Origin of the sequence: Verrucosispora sp. WMMA2044 (assembly GCF_027497155.1) — a bacterium.
In the GTDB taxonomy this organism is placed as follows: domain Bacteria; phylum Actinomycetota; class Actinomycetes; order Mycobacteriales; family Micromonosporaceae; genus Micromonospora; species Micromonospora palythoicola.
Window position 1 is genome coordinate 4054657 of sequence record NZ_CP114913.1, and the last position, 21980, is coordinate 4076636.

The window sequence follows — 21980 nt, forward strand, 5'->3', positions numbered from 1 at the left end:
CGAGATCAGCTCGGCTGCTTCTCGCGCAGCTCCTTGATCTTGGCCTTCTTGCCCCGCAGCTCCCGCAGGTAGTAGAGCTTGGCCCGGCGGACGTCACCGCGAACCACGACCTCGATCCGGTCGATCGCCGGGCTGTTGATCGGGTAGGTCCGCTCGACGCCGACGCCGAAGCTGAGCTTGCGGACGGTGAAGGTCTCGCGCAGCCCGGCACCCTGGCGGCGGATGACGACGCCCTGGAAGATCTGGACCCGGGACCGGGCCCCCTCGACCACCCGGGCGTGCACCTTGACGGTGTCACCGGCACGGAAGTCGGGCAGGTCGGTGCGCTTCGACTGGGCGTCAAGGGCGTCCAGGATGTTCATCGCTGTGTCCTCGTGAGGCTCACGGCGCACCGTCACTCGGCGCGCGGATGGGTGATACTGATCCCCGGGTGGTGGCCGACGCGAACCGACCCCGGTCGGAGATCCTCGCAGCCGCCCACGGGCGCGGACGACTGCGGCAACCCCCCTACTTTGCCACATCCGGTCCGGGCACCTGAAATCCGGCCCGGTCCAGCGCCGCCACGTCCCGTTTGTCCAGGCTCTGCGGATCCAGCCCGGTGAGCATGTCCGGCCGGCGGCGACCGGTGCGGACCAGCGCCTCGTCACGACGCCAGCGGGCGATCCGGCCGTGGTCGCCGGAGCGGAGCACCTCCGGCACCGGCAGTCCGCGCCATGTGGCCGGCTTCGTGTACATCGGCGCTTCCAGCAGCCCGTGCGCGTGGGACTCCTCGGTCAGCGAACCGGCGTTGCCGAGCACCCCCGGCAGCAGCCGGGTCACCGCCTCCAGGATCACCAGCACCGCCACCTCGCCGCCGAGGAGCACGTAGTCACCGAGGCTCACCTCGGCGACCGGCATCCGCGTCGCCGCGTGGTCGAGGACCCGCTGGTCGATGCCCTCGTACCGGCCGCAGGCGAACAGCAGGTGCGGCTCGGCCGCCAACTCGTGGGCCATCGCCTGGGTGAAGGGCACGCCGGCCGGCGACGGCACCAGCAGCCGTGGCGGGGTCAGCTCCGCCGGTGCCAGGGCGTCCAACGCCTCGCCCCACGGCTCCGGCCGCATCACCATGCCGGGTCCGCCGCCGTACGGGGTGTCGTCGACGGTGCGGTGCACGTCGTGGGTCCAGCCCCGCAGATCGTGTACGGCCAGCCGCAGCGTGCCGTTGGCCCGCGCTCGGCCGATCAGCGACAGGTCCAGCGGTGCGAAGTACTCCGGGAAGATCGACACGATGTCGACGCGCATCAGGCTGCTCCGCCAGCTAGAGATCGAGCAGGCCGCCGGGTGGGTCCACCACGACCCGGCCACCGGCGAGATCGACCTCGGGGACGATCGCCTTGACGAACGGGATCAGCGCCGTGCGCCCCTCGGGACGCCGCAGCACCAGCAGATCGGAGGCGGGAGCGTGGTCGATCCGGGCCACCTCACCCAACTGCTCGCCGGTCGGTGTGACCACGGCCAGCCCGACCAACTGGTGATCGTGGAACTCCTCCGGATCCTCCGGCGGGCTGACGTCGGCGCTGTCCACCGCGAGCAGGGTGCCCCGCAGCGCCTCGGCGACGTCGCGGTCCAGCACCCCGTCGAAGGCGACGAGCAGCCGCCCCTGATGCCGCCGCGCGAACTCGACGGTCAACGTGTCGGGCGTCCGGAACGGCACACCGGGACCGTCCGGTGCGGGCTGGGCGGCGTTCGCCCCCGGCACGGTCTTGAGCACCATGCCGGGGGCGAACCGCGTCTCGGGCTCGTCGGTACGCACCTCCACGGTGACCTCACCGCGGATGCCGTGCGGCTTACCGATCCTGCCGACGATGAGCTGCATCAGTACGAGTCGATGATGTCGACGCGTACGCCGCGCCCACCGATGGAGCCGATCACCTGGCGCAGCGCCTTGGCGGTCCGGCCGGACCGCCCGATCACGGTGCCCAGGTCCTCGGGATGCACCCGGACCTCCAGCCGCTTCCCTCGCCGGGAGTCGACCATCCGGACGCGCACGTCGTCGGGGTGGTCGACGATGCCCTTGACCAGGTGCTCCAACGCCGGCCGCAGTGCCATGTCAGGCCTGCTCGCCGGTGTCCGTGGCGGGCTGCTCCTCGGCCTTCGGGGCTTCCTCGGCCTTCGGGGCCTCGGCGGCCTTGGCGGCCTTCTTCGCCGGCTTCGCCGGGGTGTCGGCCACACCCGCGGCGGCCTTCGCCTCGGCCTCGTAGGCCGCCTTGCGGTCGGCCCGCTCGGGCGCGACCTTCAGCGGCGGCGGGGCCGGCAGGCCCTTGAACTTCTGCCAGTCACCGGTCAGTTCCAGCAGCCGCTGCACCGCCTCGCTGGGCTGGGCGCCGACGGACAGCCAGTACTGGACCCGCTCCGACTTGACCTCGATCACCGAAGGGTCTTCCTTCGGCTGGTAGATGCCGACGAACTCGATCGCTCGGCCGTCGCGCTTGGTGCGCGAGTCGGCGACGACGATGCGGTACTGCGGGTTGCGGATCTTGCCCATCCGCAGGAGCCGGATCTTTACGGCCACGGTTGTTTCGCTCCTGTTGCGATCTCACCGACCCGGTACGGGCGGTGCACGGGTGAGCGCCAACCGGCACAGTGGGGTTGGGCCGGAGACCGCTCGGGTGGACTGGCGACGCGCCCGGGTTAGAGGGCGCCGGACACGCGCCGGATACCAGCCAGCCATTCTGCCAGATCCTCGCCGGAACGCTCACACCGCACCGGCAGACGTCACCCCGGACGGACCCGGCGTGACGAACGACACCCCCGGGCCGGTCAGCGCACCGGTGGTCGGTCCCAGCCGTCCGGCAGGCGATCGGGGGCGGTCCAGTGCGGCGGCGGGGTGAAGTCGCACCAGGTGCCGTCGAAGGGGAAGACCCCCGCCTCGGCCAGTGCGATCACCCGTTTACCCTCGGCCCGCACCGCGGCCTCGTCGGTCACCCAGTAGTGCTCCGGGAAGGCCAGCCGTTCGACGAACTCGTCCTCGTCCTTCCACTCCCAACTGCGGTCCGGACGGACCCACACGTCGAGATCCTGGTCGACGATGTCCACGCCGGCCAGCCCGCCGTCGTCCCACCGGACCCCCGGTTCCTCCAGGTTGACGTACCAGCCGGCGAAGCGGCCTTGCACGTCACGGAACCACCAGACCGAATGGGCAGCGCCCGTGGGCAGGAACTTCAACAAGGGTGGGCCGTTCCAGCGGCCCTGCGCCAGCCGGTAGGTCGGAGTCAGCCACTCCCGGAAGGGCACCGCCCGCATGCCCAGCCCGGCCTCGTTGACCTCGCCGGCCACCGGGCTGCCCTCGGCCACCCAGAGCAGCAGCCCCCGCTCGTCGTCGCTGACCACCCGGGCCGGCCGTACCCAGCCAACCCGCCCCCGCCGCACGTTACGGTGCACCACCACCCGACCCCGCTCAAACCCCACACCCCGACCCTACCCGCCCCCTCACCACCCACCACCCCGTCCCACCCATCGTTGATCATGAGGTTAGCGGCAATTTTGGAGATCAACTTCGCCGCTAACCTCATGATCAACCACGTCGATGGGGTGGGGTGGGGTGGGTTAGTAGGCGCGGGCGAGGATGGCGATGAGGTCGGGTTCGGTCTCGGTGTCGGGGACGGTGCCGTCGGCGCGGACCAGGCAGCGGACGGTGACGCCTTGGGCGTTGGCCTTGGCCTCGCCGTCGACGCCGACGACGGACCACGGGACGCGGGCCCAGCCGGTGGTAGCCGCCTCCAGCGCCTCGTCGAGGGTCGCCACGTCGACCGTGCGCGACTCGCGGAAGGCCAGCGCCTGGTCGTGCAGCGCCCGCTGGTCGGCATCGAGAGCGGCGAGCACCGCACCGACCACGTCCGCCACCGGCGTGGGCGCCTTCGAGCCGTCGGTACGGCGGACCACCACCGCGTTGCCTGCCGCCAGGTCACGGGGACCGACCTCGACGCGTACCGGATAGCCGCGTAGCTCGGCGTCGACGGCCCGGCGGCCGAACGGGGTGTCGGTGCGGTCGTCGAGCGTCACCCGGACACCGGCGTCCCGCAGCGCGTCGCGCAGCTTGGCCGCCGCCTCGGTGACGCCGTCACCGTCCTTGACCACCATGACGTACGCCTGGGTCGGCGCCAGCCTCGGCGGCACCCGCAGCCCGTTGTCGTCGCCGTGGCACATGATCAGGCCGCCCAGCATCCGGGTCGAGGTGCCCCAGGATGTCGTCCAGGCGTGTTCCCGGCCCCCTTCGGCCGAGGAGTAGCTGATGTCGAACGCCTTGGCGAAGTTCTGGCCCAGCTCGTGGCTGGTGCCTAGCTGAAGCGCCTTGCCGTCGCCCATCATGCCTTCGCAGGTGTAGGTGGCGGTCGCGCCGGCGAAACGCTCGCGGGCGGTCTTGAGCCCGACCACCACCGGGATACCGAGCACGCTCACCATCAGGTCCTCGTACGCCTCGTGCAGGATCTTGCGGGCGTAGGCGCGGGCGTCGGAGCGGGTGGCGTGCGCGGTGTGGCCCTCCTGCCAGAGGAACTCGCTGGTCCGCAGGAACACCCGGGGGCGCAGCTCCCAGCGGACCACGTTGGCCCACTGGTTGAGCAGCAGCGGCAGGTCCCGGTAGGAGTCGATCCACTTGGCCATGAACTCGCCGATGACCGTCTCGCTGGTCGGCCGCACCACCACCGGCTCGGCAAGCTGCTTGCCGCCACCGTGGGTGACCACGGCCAGCTCCGGCGAGAAACCCTCGACGTGCTCGGCCTCGCGCTTGAGGTAGCTCTCCGGGATGAACAGCGGGAAGTACGCGTTCTCCGCCCCGGCGGCCTTGATCCGGTCGTCCATCTCGGCCTGCATCCGCTCCCAGATGGCATAACCGGCCGGTCGGATCACCATGGTGCCCCGCACCGGCCCGTTGTCGGCCAGCTTCGCCTTGGCGATCAGATCCTGGTACCAGCGAGGAAAATCCTCTGCCCGGGGAGTAAGCACGCGCGCCATGACCGCACATCCTATGCGCCCTTCCCCCACCCCCCACGCCCAACCCACCCACCCTCCGCCGCGATGATCAAGAAGTTTGCGTCGCCCGGGGGCTGGAATCTGACGCGAACTTCTTGATCACCGCGGGCAGGCGGCGGGGGGTGGGTGGGGGCAGGTGGGGGTGGGGTCAGGGGAGGGGGTGGCCGCGGAGGATCAGGTGGGTGGGGGTGCGGAGGGTGGTGAGGTCGGTGCGGGGGTCTTCGGGGTAGATGGCGAGGTCGGCCAGGCCACCTTCGACGAGGCCGGGGAGGCCGAGCCAGGCGCGGGCTCCCCAGGAGGCGGCGGCGAGCACGTCCAGGGTGGACATGCCGGCCTGCTCGTGCAGCAGGAGCATCTCCTCGACGGCGAGGCCGTGGTCGATGCCGCCACCGGCGTCGGTGCCGACGTAGATCGGCACACCGGCCTCGTACGCGGACCGCACCACCTGCGGGAAGCGGTCACGCAGGGCGAGCATGTGCTCGGCGTACCCGGGGAACTTGGCCCGGGCCTGGTTGGCGATGTGGCCGAAGGTACGGATGTTGATCATCGTGGGAACCAGCGCGGTGCCCTGCCGGGCCATCAGGTCGATCAGGTCGAGGCTGAGCCCGGTGCCGTGCTCGACCGAGTCCACCCCGGCCCGCACCATGACCTCCACCGCCGACTCGCTGAAGGTGTGCACGGCGGCGCGTACCCCGGCGGCGTGGGCGGCGGCGACGGCGGCGGTCATCGTGTCGGCGTCCCAGGCCGGCGCCAGGTCGCCGACGCCCCGGTCGATCCAGTCCCCGACCAGCTTCACCCAGCCGTTGCCGGCGGCGGCCTGCTCCGTCACGGTCGCGGCCACCTCGGCGGCACCCACCTCCACACCGATGTCGCGCAGGTACCGCTTGGGCGGTGCCACGTGCCGGCCGGCCCGGACCAGCCGAGGCAGGTCGGGTTCGTCGTCAAGTTCCGGGTACGGGAAGGGCGAGCCCGCGTCCCGGAGGGCGAGGACTCCGGCGTCCCGGTCGATCCGCGCCAGCGCACGCGCCTGGTCCAGCGAGGTGATCGGTGCGCCGCCCCGGGCGATGCCGATGTGGCAGTGCGCGTCCACCAGGCCGGGCAGGATGAAACCGCCGTCGGCGACCGTCTCCGCGCCGGGCACCGGTTCGAAGGTGACCCGGTCGCCGACCAGCCACAGGTCGCGTACCTCGTCGTCGGGCAGGAGCACACCGCGCACATGCAGAGCCATGCGCACAGTCCTACCCGATCACTGCCCGTCGCGCGCCAGAAGCCCGGCCCGCCGCACGGTCAGCGCGGGCAGGTCCACCGACACCTTCCAGGGCCGCTCGCTGACGAAGAGGTCCTCGGTGTGCGTGGTGACCTCGTAGTCTCCGGACGCGCTGAGGGCGTACTCGGTCAACGTCATCTTCTCGTGCAGCGGGTCGACCACCCAGTACGACCGGACCCCCGCGTGGGCGTAGACCTTGGCCTTGTCGTACAGGTCGCGGAAGGTCGAGGTGGGCGAGATGACCTCGACGGCGAGCAGCGCGTCCTCCACCGGGACGGGCGAACGGTTCGCGTGCTCCCGGCGGATGGCGACCACGTCGGGCCGGGGCTCGTTGCGCCGGTCGATCCGCATCGACAGGTCGATGCTGACCAGGTAGTCGGGCGGGCAGTTGACTCTGAGCGCGAGCAGCAGCTCGACGCAGAGATCCTGATGCAGGGCGGTCGGCGACGGCACGATCAACCTTCCGTTGACCAGTTCGTACGGAAGGTCCTCCGGCAGCTCGCCGAGGTCGTCGACCGTCCACTCCGAGCGCTCGGGTGGGATGGGCAGCATGGGGGCCACGGTCATGACTCCTCCTTCCAGGGGCGACATCACCCTAGGAGCTGATGACGTCACCCGCCGTCACCGACACGCTCAGCGGGGCGGCTTACCGTCCTTGCCGAACTTGTTGAAGTCGATCTTCGGCAGCTTGAAGCCCGGCGGCAGACCCTGACCGGCGGCCAGGTCGTCGGGGTTCATCCCCGGCGGCAACTGCGGCATCCCGCCCGGGAAGCCACCCTGTACGCCTCGGGTGCCGGCGCCGCTGCGCGGCCGGTTGCCACCCTTGGTGCCCTTGCGCTTGTTCTTCGGCGACTTGGTCGCCTTGCGCCGACCGGCACCGGGCAGGCCCATCATGCCGCCCATCTGCTTCATCATCTTCTGCGCGTCGGTGAAGCGGTTGAGCAGCTGGTTGACGTCCATCACGGTGACGCCGGAGCCGTTGGCGATCCGGGCCCGCCGGGAACCGTTGATGATCTTCGGGTTGGTGCGCTCGGCCGGGGTCATCGACCTGATGATCGCGGTGATCCGGTCGAAGTGCTTGTCGTCCAGCTCGGCGAGCTGGTCCTTGACCTGCCCCATGCCCGGCATCATGGCCAGCACGTTGGCGATCGGCCCCATCCGGCGTACCGCGATTAGCTGGTCGAGGAAGTCCTCCAGGGTGAACTGCTCGCCGCCCATCAGCTTGGCGGTCATCTTCTCCTTCTGATCGGTGTCGAAGGCCGCCTCGGCCTGCTCGATCAGAGTGAGGACGTCGCCCATGCCGAGGATCCGGCTGGCCATCCGGTCGGGGTGGAAGACGTCGAAGTCCTCCAGTTTCTCGCCGGTGGAGGCGAACAGGATCGGCTGCCCGGTCACCTCACGGACCGACAGGGCGGCACCACCCCGGGCGTCGCCGTCGAGCTTGGAGAGAACCACGCCGGTGATGCCGACGCCGTCCCGGAACGCCTCGGCCGTCCGGACCGCGTCCTGGCCGACCATCGCGTCGATGACGAAGACGACCTCGTCCGGGTTGACCGCGTCCCGGATGTCGGCGGCCTGCTGCATCATCTCCGCGTCGATGCCGAGCCGGCCGGCGGTGTCGACGATGACGACGTCCCGGGCGGCCCGGCGAGCGTGCTCGATCGAGGATTTCGCCACCTGCACCGGGTCGCCGACGCCGTTGCCGGGCTCGGGAGCGTACACCTCGACGCCGGCTCGGCCACCGAGCACCTGGAGCTGCCCGACGGCGTTGGGACGTTGCAGGTCGGCGGCGACCAGCAGCGGCTGGTGGCCCTGGGCCTTGAGCCAGCGGGCCAGCTTGCCGGCGAGCGTGGTCTTGCCGGAGCCCTGGAGGCCGGCCAGCATGATCACCGTCGGCGGCTGTTTGGCGAACTGGAGCCGCCGTCCCTCGCCGCCCAGCACGGCGATCAGTTCCTCGTTGACGATCTTGACGATCTGCTGGGCCGGGTTGAGCGCCTGGGAGACCTCGGCGCCGCGCGCCCGCTCCTTGACGTTCGCGATGAAGCCCTTGACCACTGGCAGCGCGACGTCCGCCTCCAGCAGCGCGAGGCGGATCTCGCGCGCGGTGGCGTCGATGTCGGCGTCGGTGAGACGTCCCTTGCCGCGGAGCTTGGTGAAGATCCCGGAAAGGCGGTCACTCAAGGTGTCAAACACGCGAACATCCCGTTTGTCAGTGTTCCGATGAGCACGAACGAGGCCGGGTGAGCTGTCCGACCACCGCTAGGGTAGCCCGCCACCCACACCCCCGCTCCCGGCCGGGCAGCCCACCGCTGGGGGCAGGTCTGTGGCAGTTGCGGTCGCCGACACGCCGCCCGGTCGACGCCTTCACTGCCACAGATCCTTCGGGCGTCGCTCAGACGGCGGCGAGCACGGCTGCCTCCAGGCGGGCCCGTTCGTCCTCCGGGGGCCAACCACCGACCAGGTAGAAGGCGTCGACCACGTCGCCGCCGAGGGTGGCGATCCGGGCCGCCCGGACCTGGGCGCCGGCCGCGTCGAGCGCACTGGTGACCCGGTAGAGCAGGCCGGCGGCGTCGGCGGCCCGCAGTTCCAGCAGTACCGCGTCGGTGGCGGCGTCGCGGTGCCAGACCACCCGCGGTTGGGCCCCGGCCCCCCGTGCGGCCAGGGCCCGACCGCGCAACCGCTGGGTCACCGACACGTCGCCGCGTACCGCGCGACGCAGGTCCGCGCTCAGCGCCACCGGATCCGGGGCCAGGCCGTAGCGCGGCTGCACCCGGCACTGCACCAGGGCTCGCCCGTCCACGGTCGAGGCGTCGGCGGCGAGCACTTCCAGCCGGTGCAGGGCCAGGCAGCCGGCCACCGTCGCGAGCAGGCCCCGACGATCGGCCGCGGCCACCGACACCCGGTCCCCGGTCAGGTGTACGACCGGCAGCGGCCCGGCCACCAGCGCCGGGTCCGGTGCCGGCGGGGCAGGTACGTCGCCGGTGTCGAGGGTGGTGCGTACCCGGGCGACCAACTCGGCGACCAGCCGGCCCTTCCAGTCCGACCAGGCGGCCGGGCCGGTGGCGGCGGCGTCGGCGCGCACCAGCGCGTACAGCAGGTCGAGGGTGGTGACGTCGCCGACCGACTCGGCCACCCGGGCGATGGTGACCGGGTCGGACAGGTCCCGCCGGGTGGCCACCTCGGGCAGCACCAGGTGCAGCCGGACCAGCGTGCCGATCAGCGTCGCCTCGGCGGCCGGCAGGCCGATCCGGGTGGCGATCCCCTCGGCGATCGGCGCGCCCACCACGCTGTGGTCACCGGGGAGCCCCTTGCCGACGTCGTGCAGGAGCGCGCCGAGCAGCAGCAGGTCGGGACGATCCACGTCGCGGGTGTGCCGGCTGGCCTCGGCGGCCGTCTGCACCAGGTGCCGATCCAGGGTGAACCGGTGCACCGGGTTGTGCTGGGGCAGGCTGCGCAGCCGGGTCCACTCCGGCAACCATCCGTCGATCAGCCCGTACCGGTCGCAGGTCTCCCAGGCCGGGATCATGCCGGTGCCGGCTCCGAGCAGCGTGGTCAGGGCGGCGCGGGCCTCCGCCGGCCAGGGCGTGGGCAGCGGCGGGCAGTACGCGGCCAGCCACTCGCAGGTGGCGCGGGCGATCGGCAGCCCGGTGGTCGCCGCGGCGGCGGCCAGCCGCAGCGACAGGCTGGCGTCCGGGCGGGCGCCGATGGCGGTGCGGGCCAGCACCAGTTCGCCGTCGTGCTCGACCACGTCCCGGGCCACCGGGCGGCGCAGTGGCCTTCCGTCGGCGCCACGACGGCGACCGGAGCGCAGCCGGTCGGTGGCGCGGAGCGCGTCGTCCAGGGCGTGGCTGACGGTCCGGGCGTCACCGGCGACCCGACGCAGCAGGGTGTCGCCGTCGCCGTCCTCACCCCGCGACGCCGGGCCGTACCGCTGCTCCGGTGCGGACCCGGCCGGCTGCGGCGGCACGGTGCCCGGCGGGGCGTCCTCGGCGACGCCGGACGGTGTGCGACGCAGGCCGAGCAGGGCGGCCACCCCGTCGCGCTCCTGGGCGAGCAGCCGGTCGACGCGCCGGCCGACCTGCTGGTGCAGCGCGTCCCGGGTGTCCAGCAGCCGCAGGTGTGCGGCGTGTACGGCGGGTCGTAGCGCGTCGGTGATCCCGGCGGTGGCGATGGCCCGCAGGATGCCGACGTCACGTAGCCCCCCGGCCGCCTCCTTCAGGTCGCCCTCCAGCAGGTGAGCCAGTTCGCCGTGGGCCTGCCAGCGGGCGGCGGTGCTTTCCCGCAGGGGCGCGAGCTGGCGGACGGCGGTGCGCCGCCAATGGTCGGTCGCGCTGCTCACCAGCGTGTCCGCGAGGTCCGGGTCACCGGCGACGAGCCGGGCGTCGAGCAGCCCGAGGGCCACCTTGACGTCGTCCTGGGCGACCGACAGCGCCTCGGCGACGGTCCGGACGGAGTGGTCGAGCCGCAGCCCGGCGTCCCAGATCGGGTACCAGAGGGCGGCGGCCAGTTCGTCGATGCCGGGCACCCCGGCGTGCACCAGCACCAGGTCGAGGTCGCCGTAGGGGGCGCACTGCCGCCGGCCCAGCCCGCCGACCGCGAGCAGCGCGACGCCCGGCCGGTCCGGCAGCAACCGGGCCAGCCAGGCGTCGTACGCGTCGGCCCGGGCCCGACGCGCCGTCGCGCCGATCCCGGCCGGTACGCCGACGACCTCGTTGACCAGGAGGTCAGCGCTACCGGGGGGTTCCGAGGCTGCCCTGCTGGTCAACGAGGTCATCGATCAGCGCCCTACAGTGCGTCCAGGCCGCGCTCGCCGGTACGGACCCGGACGACCTCCTCAACGGCGGTCACCCAGACCTTGCCGTCACCGATCTTGCCCGTCCGGGCCGCCGACACGACGGCGTCGACGATCTTCTCGACGTCGATCTCGTCGGTGAGCACCTCCACCCGGATCTTGGGCAGGAACTCGACGGTGTACTCGGCGCCCCGGTAGACCTCGGTGTGGCCCTTCTGCCGCCCGTAGCCCTGGACCTCACTCACCGTCAGACCGGCCACGCCCAGCGTGTGCAGGGCCTCCTTGACGGCGTCCAACTGGTGCGGCTTGATGACCGCGGTCACCAGCTTCATGTCCAACCCCTCCATTCGCAGAACGTTAGCCGGCGACCTTTTCGCTTACCGGTTCGGTGGGCTCGGTCTTCGGCGCCGCCGAGGTACCGATGCCCGCGGCGGCGAACGCGCCACCGCCACCACCCGTGGAGCTGAACTCGTACGCGCTCTCCGCGTGCTCGGCGTTGTCGATGCCGTCGACCTCGGCGTCGGCGTCGGCGCGGAAGCCGATGGTCTTGTTGATCACGAAGCCGATCACGTACGCGACCACGAACGAGTACACCAGCACGGCGGCCGAACCGAGAGCCTGCTTGCCGAGCAGCGTGACACCGCCGCCGTAGAGCAGACCGTCGTTGCCCTCACCCGCCAGCACCTCCATCGCCAGGAAGCCGATGAGCAGCGAGCCGATGATGCCGCCGATCATGTGCACGGCGACCACGTCGAGCGAGTCGTCGTACTTGAGGCGGTACTTGAGGCCGACGGCCAGCGCGCAGACGACACCGGCGATGACACCCAGCGCGATGGCGCCGAGCGGCTCCAGGAAGGCACAGGCCGGGGTGATGGCGACCAGACCGGCGATGGCACCGGACGCCGCACCGAGGGTGGTCGGCTTGCCGTCCCGGATCTTCTCCACCAGCAACCAGCCGAGCACCGCGGCGGCGGTGGCGACCTGGGTGTTGATGAAGGCGATCGCGGCGGTGCCGTTGGCGGCCAGCGCCGAGCCGGCGTTGAAGCCGAACCAGCCGAACCACAGCAGGCCGGCACCGAGCAGCACCATCGGCAGGTTGTGCGGCTTGAAGCTGTCCTTCGGCCAGCCGACCCGGCGACCGAGCACCAGCGCCAGGGCGAGGGCCGCGGCACCGGCGTTGATGTGCACCGCGGTGCCACCGGCGAAGTCGAGCACGCCCAGCTCGAAGATCCAGCCACCGCCCCACACCCAGTGCGCCACCGGGAAGTAGACCAGGGTGGCCCACAGGCCGGCGAAGAGCAGCCACGGGCCGAACCGGGCCCGGTCGGCGATCGCGCCACTGATCAGCGCGACAGTGATCACAGCGAACATCAGCTGGAAACCGGCGAACAGCAGGTCGGGGATGCCACCCTCGGTCCCGCTCTCCAGCATGCCGCGCAGGCCTGCGGCGGAAAGATCACCGGTGATCCCGCCGACGTCCTCACCGAACGCGATGCTGTAGCCGTAGAACACCCACAAAAGGCTGACCAGGCCGATCGCGCCGAAGCTCATCATCATCATGTTGAGCACGGACTTGGACCGGGTCATGCCCCCGTAGAACAGCGCCAGGCCGGGCGTCATGAGCAACACCAGCGCGGCTGAAGTCAAAATCCAGGCGGTGGCACCAGAATCTAGCTCCGGCACGCTGCCTCCTCTCGGGTTGTTTTCTCCCTCCCTCCCGGCACCGCGCAGCATCGCCCGTACGCCGGTTGCGCGGAAGCCTGGTGGTCCGCTGTTTCACCCAGGGTCCCCGGCCGGTTTCCGAACCATGACGGCTTGTTTCGGACGTGTGAAGAAAGTCGCACACCTCGGCGCTTCGACGGGGGTGGATCGGCCATTTGGTGCCGGTCTATCCCCCCGTCGGCCCAGCGACCGCCGAAACGGTCGCTCAGCGCAGGGCGTGCTCGAGGGCGTGTCGCTCGTAGTCGAGCAACCGAAGATCCCGCATCGGCCGGCGCAGGTGGCCCTTGTGCACGATCCGGACGAAGGCCGGCTCCCCGGCCGCCGCCATCCGGCGGATGCCCTCGACGTGGTCCACGATCCGCTTGCGGATGGTCCGGATCAGCCGATGGCGGTCGCGCGGAATGAGCCCGTAGGCGTCCGCGAAGAGCCGCAGCCGGCGCGGCCGGTCCGGACGCTTCCAGCCGAGGGTGATGGAGTCCCGGTCGGAGAAGATCGGCACCCACGTCCAGGCCGCGTACGCCACGTCGTAGATCCGGGCACCGGGCGAGGCGAGGTCGAAGTCGATCAGCCCGAGGGTGCCGTCCGGCCGCCAGATCACGTTGTGCGGTGCCGCGTCGTGGTGGCAGATGACCTCGGTGTCCGGCGGCGGCGGGCCGAACGAGCGCCACACCGCCTGCGGTGGCGGCACGAAGCCGTACTGGGCGTCGTGGAACATCCGCAGCATGGTGGCGACAGTGACCAGGGCCTCGTCGGTGACCCAGTGCGGGGCCAGCGGGTACTCCCCGCACTCCCCCTCCAGGTAAGACAGCACCTCCCGGTTGCGCTCGTCCATGCCGAGGGCGCGGGGTGCGCCGGTGAACCCGACGTACTCCAGGTGACGCAGCAGGGCGTGCACCGACGGGGTCCACGGTCCGGCGTTGCGCCGCACCGTGTCACCGACCCGCACCACGGTGCTCACGTTCCCGCCGTGCAGCGGGATCTCCTGCGAGGTCACGTACGGTCTCCCGAGGCGCTGCGACGGGTGGCTCGCGTCGCGCCAGCCCGCGTACGCGCGATCGTCTCTGGTCACCCGAGGTTACGCGGTCTGGCCGGTGGGTTCGGTACCCAGCAACGCGTCGACGAACTGTGCCGGGTCGAACGGTGCCAGGTCGTCGGGGCCCTCGCCGAGGCCGACCAGCTTCACCGGGATGCCGAGCTTGCGCTGCACGGCGATGACGATGCCGCCCTTGGCGGTGCCGTCGAGCTTGGTCAGCACCACACCGGTGACGTTCACCACCTCGGTGAAGACGCGCGCCTGCTCCAACCCGTTCTGGCCGGTGGTGGCGTCGAGCACCAGCAGTGTCTCGTCGATCGGGCCGTGCTTCTCCACCACCCGCTTGACCTTGCCCAACTCGTCCATCAGGCCGATCTTGTTCTGCAGGCGGCCGGCGGTGTCGACGAGGACCGTGTCCACGCCGGTCTCGATACCCCGCTTGACCGCGTCGAAGGCGACGCTGGCCGGGTCGGCGCCCTCCGGACCGCGGACTGTCTCGGCCCCGACCCGTCCGGCCCAGGTCTGCAACTGGTCGGCGGCGGCGGCCCGGAAGGTGTCGGCGGCGCCGAGCAGCACACTGCGGCCGTCGGCGATGAGCACCCGGGCGATCTTGCCGCAGGTGGTGGTCTTGCCCGCGCCGTTGACCCCGACCACGAGCAGCACCGCCGGGACGCCCTCCTTCGGTGCGGTGTGCAGCGACCGGTCCAGCCCCGGGTCGAGCGCGGTGACCAGCTCGGTGGCGAGCAGGGTGCGCAGCTCGGCGACCGAACGGGTACCCAGCACCCGGGTGCGCTCCCGCAGCCGGTCGACGATGTCCCGGGTGGCGTCGACACCGACGTCGGCGGTGATCAGGCTGTCCTCGATCTCCTCCCAGACGTCCTCGTCGAGCCGGTCCCGGCTGAGCAGACCGAGCAGGCCCTTGCCGAACACGTTCTGCGACCGCGACAGCCGGGACCGTAGCCGCACCAGCCGGCCGGCGGTCGGCTCGGGCACCTCGACGGTCGGTGCCGGCGCCTCGACCGGCGGCTCGACCAGGACACCTGTGGACAGGTCAGCCTCCGGCGCCTGCACCGGCGGGCCGGCGAGGTCCTCCTCCGCCCGGGTGTCGACCTCCGTACGCGGCAGCGGCGGCTGCGGCCGTCGGCGCAGCCGCGGCACGACCAGCCCGATGCCGCCGAGGATCAGCAGACCGAGCAGGGCGAGAGCGATGAGGAGGTATTCCGTCATGCCGGAATCCTGTCAGATGCCGGCGATCACGTCTCAGCCACCGCTCCCGCCGGGCTCGGCGATCACCCGGCGCCCGACCGCCCTCGGCGTCCGCCCAGGATGCGGCGGTAGTCTCGGCCACAGTTGGCAGTGGTGCGCCGCCGGCCGGGTAGTAAAGGATGAAGCTTTCTCGTCTGGAGGTCCACATGCCCGCCGAGCTGCTCATCGGCCCCCTGCTGCGCCGGGTCGTCGGCACTCGGGCCACCGTCTGGGTGGAGACCACGACGCCGGCCGTGGTCACCGTCCGCACGGCCGGCGGCGCCACCGGCACCGCCCCCACCTTCAGCGCGTACGACCACCACTACGCGCTCGTCGTGATCGACGGGCTGACCCCGGACAGCGCCACGACGTACGAGGTGCTGATCGACGACGAGGTGGTCTGGCCGCTGCCGGACAGCCGCTTCCCGCCCAGTCTCATCCGCACCCGGGCCACCGACGACCGGGACCAGCCGGTCCGCCTGCTCTTCGGTTCCTGTCGGGAGACCACCCAGCACGCGACCACCCGCAAGTTGCCGCCGGACGCGCTCGACGCGTACGCCCGGCGGGTGATGGCCGACCCGGACCCGGCCGCCCTGCCCGACCTGCTGCTGCTGCTCGGTGACCAGGTCTACGCCGACGAGACCTCGCCGACCGTCAAGCGGCTGCTGCGCCGTCGGCGGCGGCGTCCGCAGGGCGCACCGAAGGACCAGGTGGTCAGCTTCGACGAGTACACCAAGCTCTACCTCGAGTCGTGGCGCGACCCGGAGATCCGCTGGCTCCTCTCCACCGTGCCGAGCGTGATGATCTTCGACGATCACGAGATCATCGACGACTGGAACACCTCGGCCTCCTGGCGGGCCGACATGCGCGAACAGTCGTGGTGGGCCGAGCGGATCGCCAGCGGGCTGGCCTCCTACTGGGTCTACCAGCACCTGGGCAACCTCTCGCCGGACGAGATCGCCGCCGATCCGGTCTTCGCCAAGGTGAGCACGGCGGAGGACGCCACCGGTGTGTTGCGGGAGTTCGGTGCGCGCGTCGACACCGAGGCCGACCTGGCCCACGACACCGAGCGCTGGCGGGCGGTGCAGTACCAGTGGAGCTACGCGCTCGACCTGGGGCGCACCCGCCTGGTGATGCTGGACAACCGGTGCAGCCGGGTGCTGCAACCGGGTCGGCGGGCGATGCTGCCGCCCGGGGAGTGGTCGTGGTTCGTCGACCGCGCCCACGGTGGCTACGACCACCTGGTGGTCGGCTCCTCACTGCCCTGGCTGCTGCCGCCCGGCATCCACCACGTCGAGACGTGGAACGAGAAGCTGGCCGACTCGCCCCGGCGGTGGGTCGCCGGGCTGGGCGAGCGGCTGCGCCGCGCGCTGGACCTGGAGCACTGGGCGGCGTTCCGCCGCTCGTTCGACGCGCTGGCGGAGCTGTTCGCCCGGATCGGCGCCGGCACACCTGGCACGCCCGACGACCGCAAGGGCGCCGGGCCGGCGTACCCGCCACCGGCGTCGATAAGCGTGCTCTCCGGCGACGTGCACCACTCGTACGTGGCGCGGGTCAGGTTCGCCGACCCCGGTGTACGCACACCGGTGCACCAGCTCACCTGCTCGCCGATCCACAACCAGGTGCCGGCCGGGATGCGCCCGTTGATGCGGCTGGGGTGGGCGCGCGGCCCGGCCGGAGCGGCCCGGGCCCTGGCCCGCACGGCGGGGGTCCGCCGCCCGCTGGTCAAGTGGCGCAGGCTGGCCGGGCCCTACTTCGGCAACGCGGTGGCGACGCTCACCCACGCCGGCCGCGGGGCCGAGGTGATCATCGAGGGCACCACCGGCGACGGTCACCTGCACGTGGTGGCCCGGCAGCGGCTCGCCGACGGCCGCTGAGCGCACCGCAAACCTGTCGCGGGTTGTCAGTCATCCAGGCCAGAATTCCCGGATGACCTGGACAGCACCGGCGGTCGACCGGACCCCTGAGCCCTACGTCGGCGACGAGCGCACCATGCTGGAGGGCTGGCTGGATTATCACCGGCAGACCCTCCTGCTCAAGTGCGCCGGCCTCACCGCCGAGCAACTGCGCACGGCCAGCGTGGCACCGTCGGGCCTCACCCTGCTCGGGCTGGTGCGGCATCTGGCCGAGGTGGAGGCCTGGTGGTTCCGGGAGAACTTCGCCGGTGAGCAGGTCGACTACCCGTACTACACGGACGACGATCCGGACGCCGACCACGACGTCAGCGCCGCCGACGCCGAGGCGGACTTCGCCACCTACCACCGGGAGGTGGCGCGGGCCCGCGCCGCCGTCGTCGGGCGGTCGCTCGACGAGACGTTCACCGAGGTCGGCCCGAAGCGACGGACGTTCAACCTGCGCTGGGTCTACGTCCACATGATCGAGGAGTACGCCCGGCACAACGGGCACGCCGACCTGATCCGCGAACGCATCGACGGCGTCGTCGGGGTGTGACGGAGAGCGTGGCTGGTTGGCGCGGGTTGCGGCATGTCGCGGTCACCCGTCGGCGGGACACCGCCACGTGCCGCGACCCGGGCGCGCAAAGTGAGCGACCGAGGTCGGAGCCGGATCAGGCGGCCAGCGCGGCCCGCAGATAGCGCAGGTCGGCCGGGCCGTTCCAGCGGTACGCGGACAGCCCGGCCGCCCGGGCGCCACTTATCGCCCGATCCTCGTCGTCGACGAAGAGCACCCGGGCCGGCGGCGTGTCCAGCGCCGCACAGGCGGCCTGGAAGTACTCGGGTGCCGGCTTGTGCACCCCGATGACCGAGGAGTTGACCACCACGTCCAGCTCGCCGATCAGGTCGAGCGCGGCCAGGTCGGCGTCGAGCAGGTCGGTGGCGTTGGTGCCGAGCCCGACCCGGATGCCGGCGGATCTCGCCTCGCGGACGAACGCGAGCACCTCCGGGTCGACCTCACCGCGATAGCGCTGCCACTGGGCCACCGCCGCCCGCGCCCGCCCGGCGTCACCGACCGACGGGGTGAGCGCGTCGGCCACGCTCGTCATCCAGTCGGCGTGGCTGACCTGGCCGGTGAGCACCGGTTGCAGCCGCCCCCACTGCATGGCGATCTCGCCGAGCACACCGGCGGAGAGGCCGTACTCCCGCTCGACGGCGGCGGCGACCGCCGGATCCCAGCGCCGCAGCACACCGTCGAAGTCCACCAGGAGCGCCGTCGCGCGTTCCCGAGCCACTACCCGTTCTCCTCGCCGCGGCCCTGCCGCTCGTCATCCCCGTCGGCCCGGTTGAGCCGTTGACTGATCACCTGGGTGACCCCGCCGCGCATCGTCACACCGTAGAGCGCGTCGGCGATCTCCATGGTCCGCTTCTGGTGCGTGATGACCATCAGCTGGCTCTTCTCCCGTAGCTGCGCCAGCAGGGTGATCAGCCGGCCCAGGTTCACGTCGTCGAGGGCCGCCTCCACCTCGTCCATGATGTAGAACGGGCTCGGCCGGGCCCGGAAGATCGCCACCAGCATCGCGACCGCGGTCAGCGACCGCTCGCCGCCGGAGAGCAGCGACAGTCGTTTGATCTTCTTGCCCGGCGGGCGGGCCTCGACCTCGACGCCGGTGGTCAGCAGGTCGTCCGGGTCGGTGAGGATCAACCGGCCCTCGCCACCGGGGAACAACACGGTGAAGACCTGCTCGAACTCTCGCGCGGTGTCGGCGAAGGCGCTGGCGAAGACCTCGAGGATCCGGTCGTCGACGTCCTTGACCACGGTGAGCAGGTCCCGTCGGGTCGCCTTGAGGTCCTCCAACTGCTCGGAGAGGAACTTGTACCGCTCCTCCAGCGCCGCGAACTCCTCGAGGGCGAGTGGGTTGACCTTGCCCAGCAGGGCCAGTTCCCGTTCCGCCTTGGCGGCCCGCTTCTCCTGCACCGGGCGTTCGTAGCGGACCGGTTCGGGAACCGGCAGCTCATCCCGCTCGGCGGCGGCCACCTCGGCCTCGGTGGGCGGCACCAGCTGACTCGGGCCGTACTCGGCGACCAGGGTCTCCACCGTCAGGCCGAAGTCCTCGGCGGCCTTGGCCTCCAACTGCTCGATGCGCAGCCGTTGCTCGGCGCGGGCGACCTCGTCCCGGTGCACCTGGCTGGTCAGCCGTTCCAGTTCCGCACCGAACCGTTTCGCGGCGGCCCGCACCTCCTGCAGCTCCGCCTCGCGGGTGGCCCGTTCCCGCGCCACCGCGTCGCGGTGCTCCTCGGCCCGGGCGATGCTGCTGGTCAGCTGGGTCAACGCCGTCCGCGCGCCACCGGCCACCGCGCGGGCGATGGCGGCGCCCCGGGTCCGCGCCGCGCGTCGGGCCGCCGCCCGCTCCCGGGCCGCCCGTTCGGCACCGGCCTGCCGGCGCAGCGAATCGGCCCGCCCGGCGATGGAGGCGACCCGCTCCTCGGCGGTACGCACCGCGAGTCGGACCTCCATCTCGTTCTGCCGGGCCTGCGGCACCATGGCGGCGAACTGGTCGCGTTCCTCGGTGGAGGGTTCCGCGTCGATCGGGGTCGCCTCCGCCAACCGCAGCCGCTCCTCCAGCTCGGCCAGGGTGGTCAGATCCCGCTCTCGGGCCGCCTCGGCGCGCGCTCGGGACTCGCCGAGGCGATCGGTCTCCGCCTTCGCCGACCGCGCGGCGGCACCCAGCTCGGCCAGCCGTCGTGCCGCGGCGTTGCGGTGGCTCTCGGCCTCCCGTTTGGCCGCTGCGGCGTGCTGCACCGCCTCCTTGGCGGTGGCCACCTCGGCGCGTGCCTCGACCAGCTGTTCGCGCAGCTCGGCGCTGGTCCGCTCGGCCGCCAGCCGACTGGCCCGGGCCTCCTCGACGGCCGCCTGGACCTCGATGTAGCTGGGCGCCTTGGCCGACCCGCCGGCCGCCGCGTACGCGCCGACGACGTCACCCTCCCGGGTGACCGCCCGTAGTTCGGGATTGCCGGTGACCACCTCGGCGGCGGCCGACAGGTCCGCCACCAGCACCACGTCCCGCAGTGCCCGGTGCACCGCGGGCCGGATCTGGTCGTCGCAGTCGACCAGGTCGGGTGCCCAGTGGGCGCCGTCGGGCAGTTTCGGGCGCAACGCGTCGGCCGAACCGGACATCCCCGGCCCGGCGGGGCTGCCGACGAGCAGCCCGGCACGTCCGGCGTCGGAGATCTTCAGTAGGCGCATCGCCTCGACGGCCTCGTCGACGCCGGTCACCGCGACCGCGTCGGCCAGCCCACCGAGCGCCGCGGCGAGCGCCGCCTCGTGGCCCGGCGCCACCGAGAGCAGCCCGGCGAGGCCGCCCAGCAGACCGGGCACCTGGTCGGCGCGGGCCAAGAGGGCGCCGGCACCGTCCTTGCGGCGCAGGCCGAGGGCGAGCGCCTCCTCCCGCGCCTTCCAGGTCGCGGCGTCCTTCTCCGCTGCCCGCTCCGCGTCCGACAGCGACCGGACCGTGGCCTGTGCCTGCTCCTGGGCGGCGACGGCCTCCGCGTGCCGGGCGTCCAGGTCGGCGTTGTCGCGGTCGGCCTCGGTGGACTGCTCGGCGACCGCGTCCAGCTCGGCCTGGGCCCGCTCGGCGCGGGCCATCGCGTCGGTGTGCGCGGCGGCGAGCCGCTCGATCTCCTCGCCGGCGCTGGTGGTGCGCGCCCGGGCGGAGTTCACCTGTCCGGTCAGCCGGGCCAGGCCCTCCCGCCGGTCGGCGATCGCCTTCGCCGCAGCGACGAGTTCCCGCTCGGCGGCGGCGAGCTGCCGCTCCAACTCCTGGCGGTGCTCGACCGCCTCGGCGAGCCGGACCTGGTCGTCGGTGAGCGCCGCGCGCAGTTCCTCCTCCTGCTCGCGGACCCGCTCGGCCTCGGCCTCCAGCTGTTCCGGGTCCCGCCCCGGGCGCTCGTCGTCCGGCGTGGCGGTCAGATGCCGCAGTCGTTCGACGGCGAGCTGCTCGATCGAGCGGAACCGTTCCTGCAAGGCGGAGAGCTTGTACCAGGTGTCCTGGGCGGCGGCCAGCAGCGGGGCGTCAGAGGCCAACGCCTCCTCCAGTTCGCCCAGGCGGGACTGCACCTCGGCGTGCTCGGCCTCGACCTGCTCGCGTCGCTGCCGGAGCGCGGTCTCGTCCGCGATCTCCTTGTCCAGCGTGGTCCGCAGGGTGGCCAGGTCATCGGCGAGCAACCGCAGCCGGGCGTCGCGCAGGTTGGCCTGGATGACGGCGGCCCGGCGGGCCACCTCGGCCTGCCGGCCGAGAGGTTTGAGCTGTCGGCGCAGTTCGGCGGTGAGGTCGGTGAGCCGGTTCAGGTTGGTCTGCATCGCGTCGAGCTTGCGCAGCGCCTTTTCCTTGCGCTTGCGGTGCTTGAGGACGCCGGCCGCCTCCTCGATGAACGCCCGCCGGTCCTCCGGCTTGGCGTGCAGCATCCCGTCGAGCCGGCCCTGCCCGACGATGATGTGCATCTCGCGGCCGATGCCGGAGTCGGACAGCAGTTCCTGGATGTCGAGCAGCCGGCACGAGTCGCCGTTGATCTCGTATTCGCTCTCGCCGGAGCGGAACATCCGGCGAGTGATGGAGACCTCGGTGTACTCGATCGGCAGGGCACCGTCGGTGTTGTCGATGGTGAGGGTCACCTCGGCCCGGCCCAGCGGGGCCCGCCCGGCGGTACCGGCGAAGATGACGTCCTCCATCTTGCCGCCGCGCAACGCCTTGGCGCCCTGCTCGCCGAGTACCCAGGCGATGGCGTCGACGACGTTGGACTTGCCCGAGCCGTTCGGGCCCACCACGCAGGTGATGCCCGGTTCCAGCTTGAGCGTCGTCGCGGAGGCGAAGGACTTGAAGCCCTTCACCGTCAGGCTCTTGAGATACACCTTCTCGATCCTCGTCCGGTGGCCGCCGTACCGTCGCCCGGCTGCGCGGACCCTGGTAAACCCGCAGACTAACCCGGGACCGGGTGGAGCACGCCACGCGACCCGCCTGC

At 72.0% G+C, this 21980-nt stretch carries 19 protein-coding genes; 2 read left to right on the forward strand and 17 right to left on the reverse strand.

Annotated elements, in window-relative coordinates; translation table 11 throughout:
* Nucleotides 1–5: 5 nt before the first annotated feature.
* From rplS to ftsY, 15 genes are all read right to left on the reverse strand, one after another.
* On the reverse strand, nt 6–362 hold the full coding sequence (gene rplS / locus O3597_RS18420; RefSeq protein WP_093401691.1) for a 50S ribosomal protein L19: 357 nt from the start codon (nt 360–362) through the stop codon (nt 6–8).
* Nucleotides 363–507: 145 nt separating this feature from the next.
* Nucleotides 508–1281, reverse strand: a complete 774-nt coding sequence (gene trmD, locus O3597_RS18425) for a tRNA (guanosine(37)-N1)-methyltransferase TrmD (protein WP_281601872.1) — start codon at nt 1279–1281, stop codon at nt 508–510.
* Between the two features lie 16 nt (nt 1282–1297).
* Nucleotides 1298–1855 (reverse strand): ribosome maturation factor RimM, encoded by a 558-nt coding sequence (rimM, locus tag O3597_RS18430; protein ID WP_281601873.1) that lies wholly within the window; start codon nt 1853–1855, stop codon nt 1298–1300.
* Nucleotides 1855–2088, reverse strand: a complete 234-nt coding sequence (locus O3597_RS18435) for an RNA-binding protein (protein ID WP_281601874.1) — start codon at nt 2086–2088, stop codon at nt 1855–1857. Before O3597_RS18435 ends, rimM begins: the two co-directional genes overlap by 1 nt.
* Before the next feature lies 1 nt (nt 2089).
* On the reverse strand, nt 2090–2551 hold the full coding sequence (gene rpsP / locus O3597_RS18440) for a 30S ribosomal protein S16 (protein WP_164445711.1): 462 nt from the start codon (nt 2549–2551) through the stop codon (nt 2090–2092).
* A gap of 248 nt (nt 2552–2799) precedes the next feature.
* Nucleotides 2800–3447 (reverse strand): DUF402 domain-containing protein, encoded by a 648-nt coding sequence (locus O3597_RS18445; protein WP_281601875.1) that lies wholly within the window; start codon nt 3445–3447, stop codon nt 2800–2802.
* A gap of 138 nt (nt 3448–3585) precedes the next feature.
* Nucleotides 3586–4992, reverse strand: coding sequence for a proline--tRNA ligase (proS, locus tag O3597_RS18450; RefSeq protein WP_281601876.1), 1407 nt, complete (start codon nt 4990–4992; stop codon nt 3586–3588).
* 166 nt (nt 4993–5158) lie between these two features.
* A complete protein-coding gene (locus O3597_RS18455) occupies nt 5159–6238 on the reverse strand; it encodes an amidohydrolase family protein (RefSeq protein ID WP_281601877.1) in 1080 nt (359 codons plus the stop codon).
* A gap of 18 nt (nt 6239–6256) precedes the next feature.
* Nucleotides 6257–6844, reverse strand: coding sequence for a Uma2 family endonuclease (locus tag O3597_RS18460; RefSeq protein ID WP_164445715.1), 588 nt, complete (start codon nt 6842–6844; stop codon nt 6257–6259).
* A gap of 66 nt (nt 6845–6910) precedes the next feature.
* Nucleotides 6911–8470: a signal recognition particle protein gene (gene ffh, locus O3597_RS18465; protein WP_164445716.1), complete on the reverse strand. Its 1560-nt coding sequence runs from the start codon at nt 8468–8470 to the stop codon at nt 6911–6913.
* Between the two features lie 199 nt (nt 8471–8669).
* A complete protein-coding gene (locus tag O3597_RS18470; protein ID WP_281601878.1) occupies nt 8670–11051 on the reverse strand; it encodes a [protein-PII] uridylyltransferase in 2382 nt (793 codons plus the stop codon).
* Between the two features lie 11 nt (nt 11052–11062).
* Entirely contained in the window at nt 11063–11401 is a 339-nt protein-coding gene (locus O3597_RS18475; RefSeq protein WP_166458079.1) for a P-II family nitrogen regulator, read from the reverse strand.
* A gap of 25 nt (nt 11402–11426) precedes the next feature.
* The gene (locus O3597_RS18480) at nt 11427–12752 is read right to left on the reverse strand and encodes an ammonium transporter (protein WP_281601879.1); all 1326 of its coding nucleotides are present in this window, start codon (nt 12750–12752) and stop codon (nt 11427–11429) included.
* A gap of 244 nt (nt 12753–12996) precedes the next feature.
* Nucleotides 12997–13860 (reverse strand): aminoglycoside phosphotransferase family protein, encoded by an 864-nt coding sequence (locus O3597_RS18485; RefSeq protein ID WP_216592600.1) that lies wholly within the window; start codon nt 13858–13860, stop codon nt 12997–12999.
* 6 nt (nt 13861–13866) lie between these two features.
* Entirely contained in the window at nt 13867–15051 is a 1185-nt protein-coding gene (gene ftsY / locus O3597_RS18490) for a signal recognition particle-docking protein FtsY (RefSeq protein WP_164445718.1), read from the reverse strand.
* Nucleotides 15052–15236: 185 nt separating this feature from the next.
* Between ftsY and O3597_RS18495 the strand changes: the two genes are divergently transcribed.
* Together O3597_RS18495 and O3597_RS18500 are read left to right on the forward strand one after the other, a co-directional pair.
* Nucleotides 15237–16946, forward strand: a complete 1710-nt coding sequence (locus tag O3597_RS18495) for an alkaline phosphatase D family protein (protein WP_281604582.1) — start codon at nt 15237–15239, stop codon at nt 16944–16946.
* Nucleotides 16947–16998: 52 nt separating this feature from the next.
* Nucleotides 16999–17520 carry a DinB family protein gene (locus O3597_RS18500; protein ID WP_281601880.1) on the forward strand — a complete coding sequence of 174 codons (522 nt, stop codon included), beginning with the start codon at nt 16999–17001 and terminating at the stop codon, nt 17518–17520.
* 115 nt (nt 17521–17635) lie between these two features.
* Here O3597_RS18500 and O3597_RS18505 read toward each other — a convergent pair whose 3' ends face one another.
* Both O3597_RS18505 and smc read right to left on the reverse strand, forming a co-directional pair.
* Nucleotides 17636–18256 carry an HAD-IA family hydrolase gene (locus O3597_RS18505; RefSeq protein ID WP_164445720.1) on the reverse strand — a complete coding sequence of 207 codons (621 nt, stop codon included), beginning with the start codon at nt 18254–18256 and terminating at the stop codon, nt 17636–17638.
* On the reverse strand, nt 18256–21870 hold the full coding sequence (gene smc / locus O3597_RS18510) for a chromosome segregation protein SMC (RefSeq protein ID WP_281601881.1): 3615 nt from the start codon (nt 21868–21870) through the stop codon (nt 18256–18258). The genes O3597_RS18505 and smc overlap by 1 nt, the downstream gene beginning before the upstream one ends.
* Nucleotides 21871–21980: the final 110 nt, after the last annotated feature.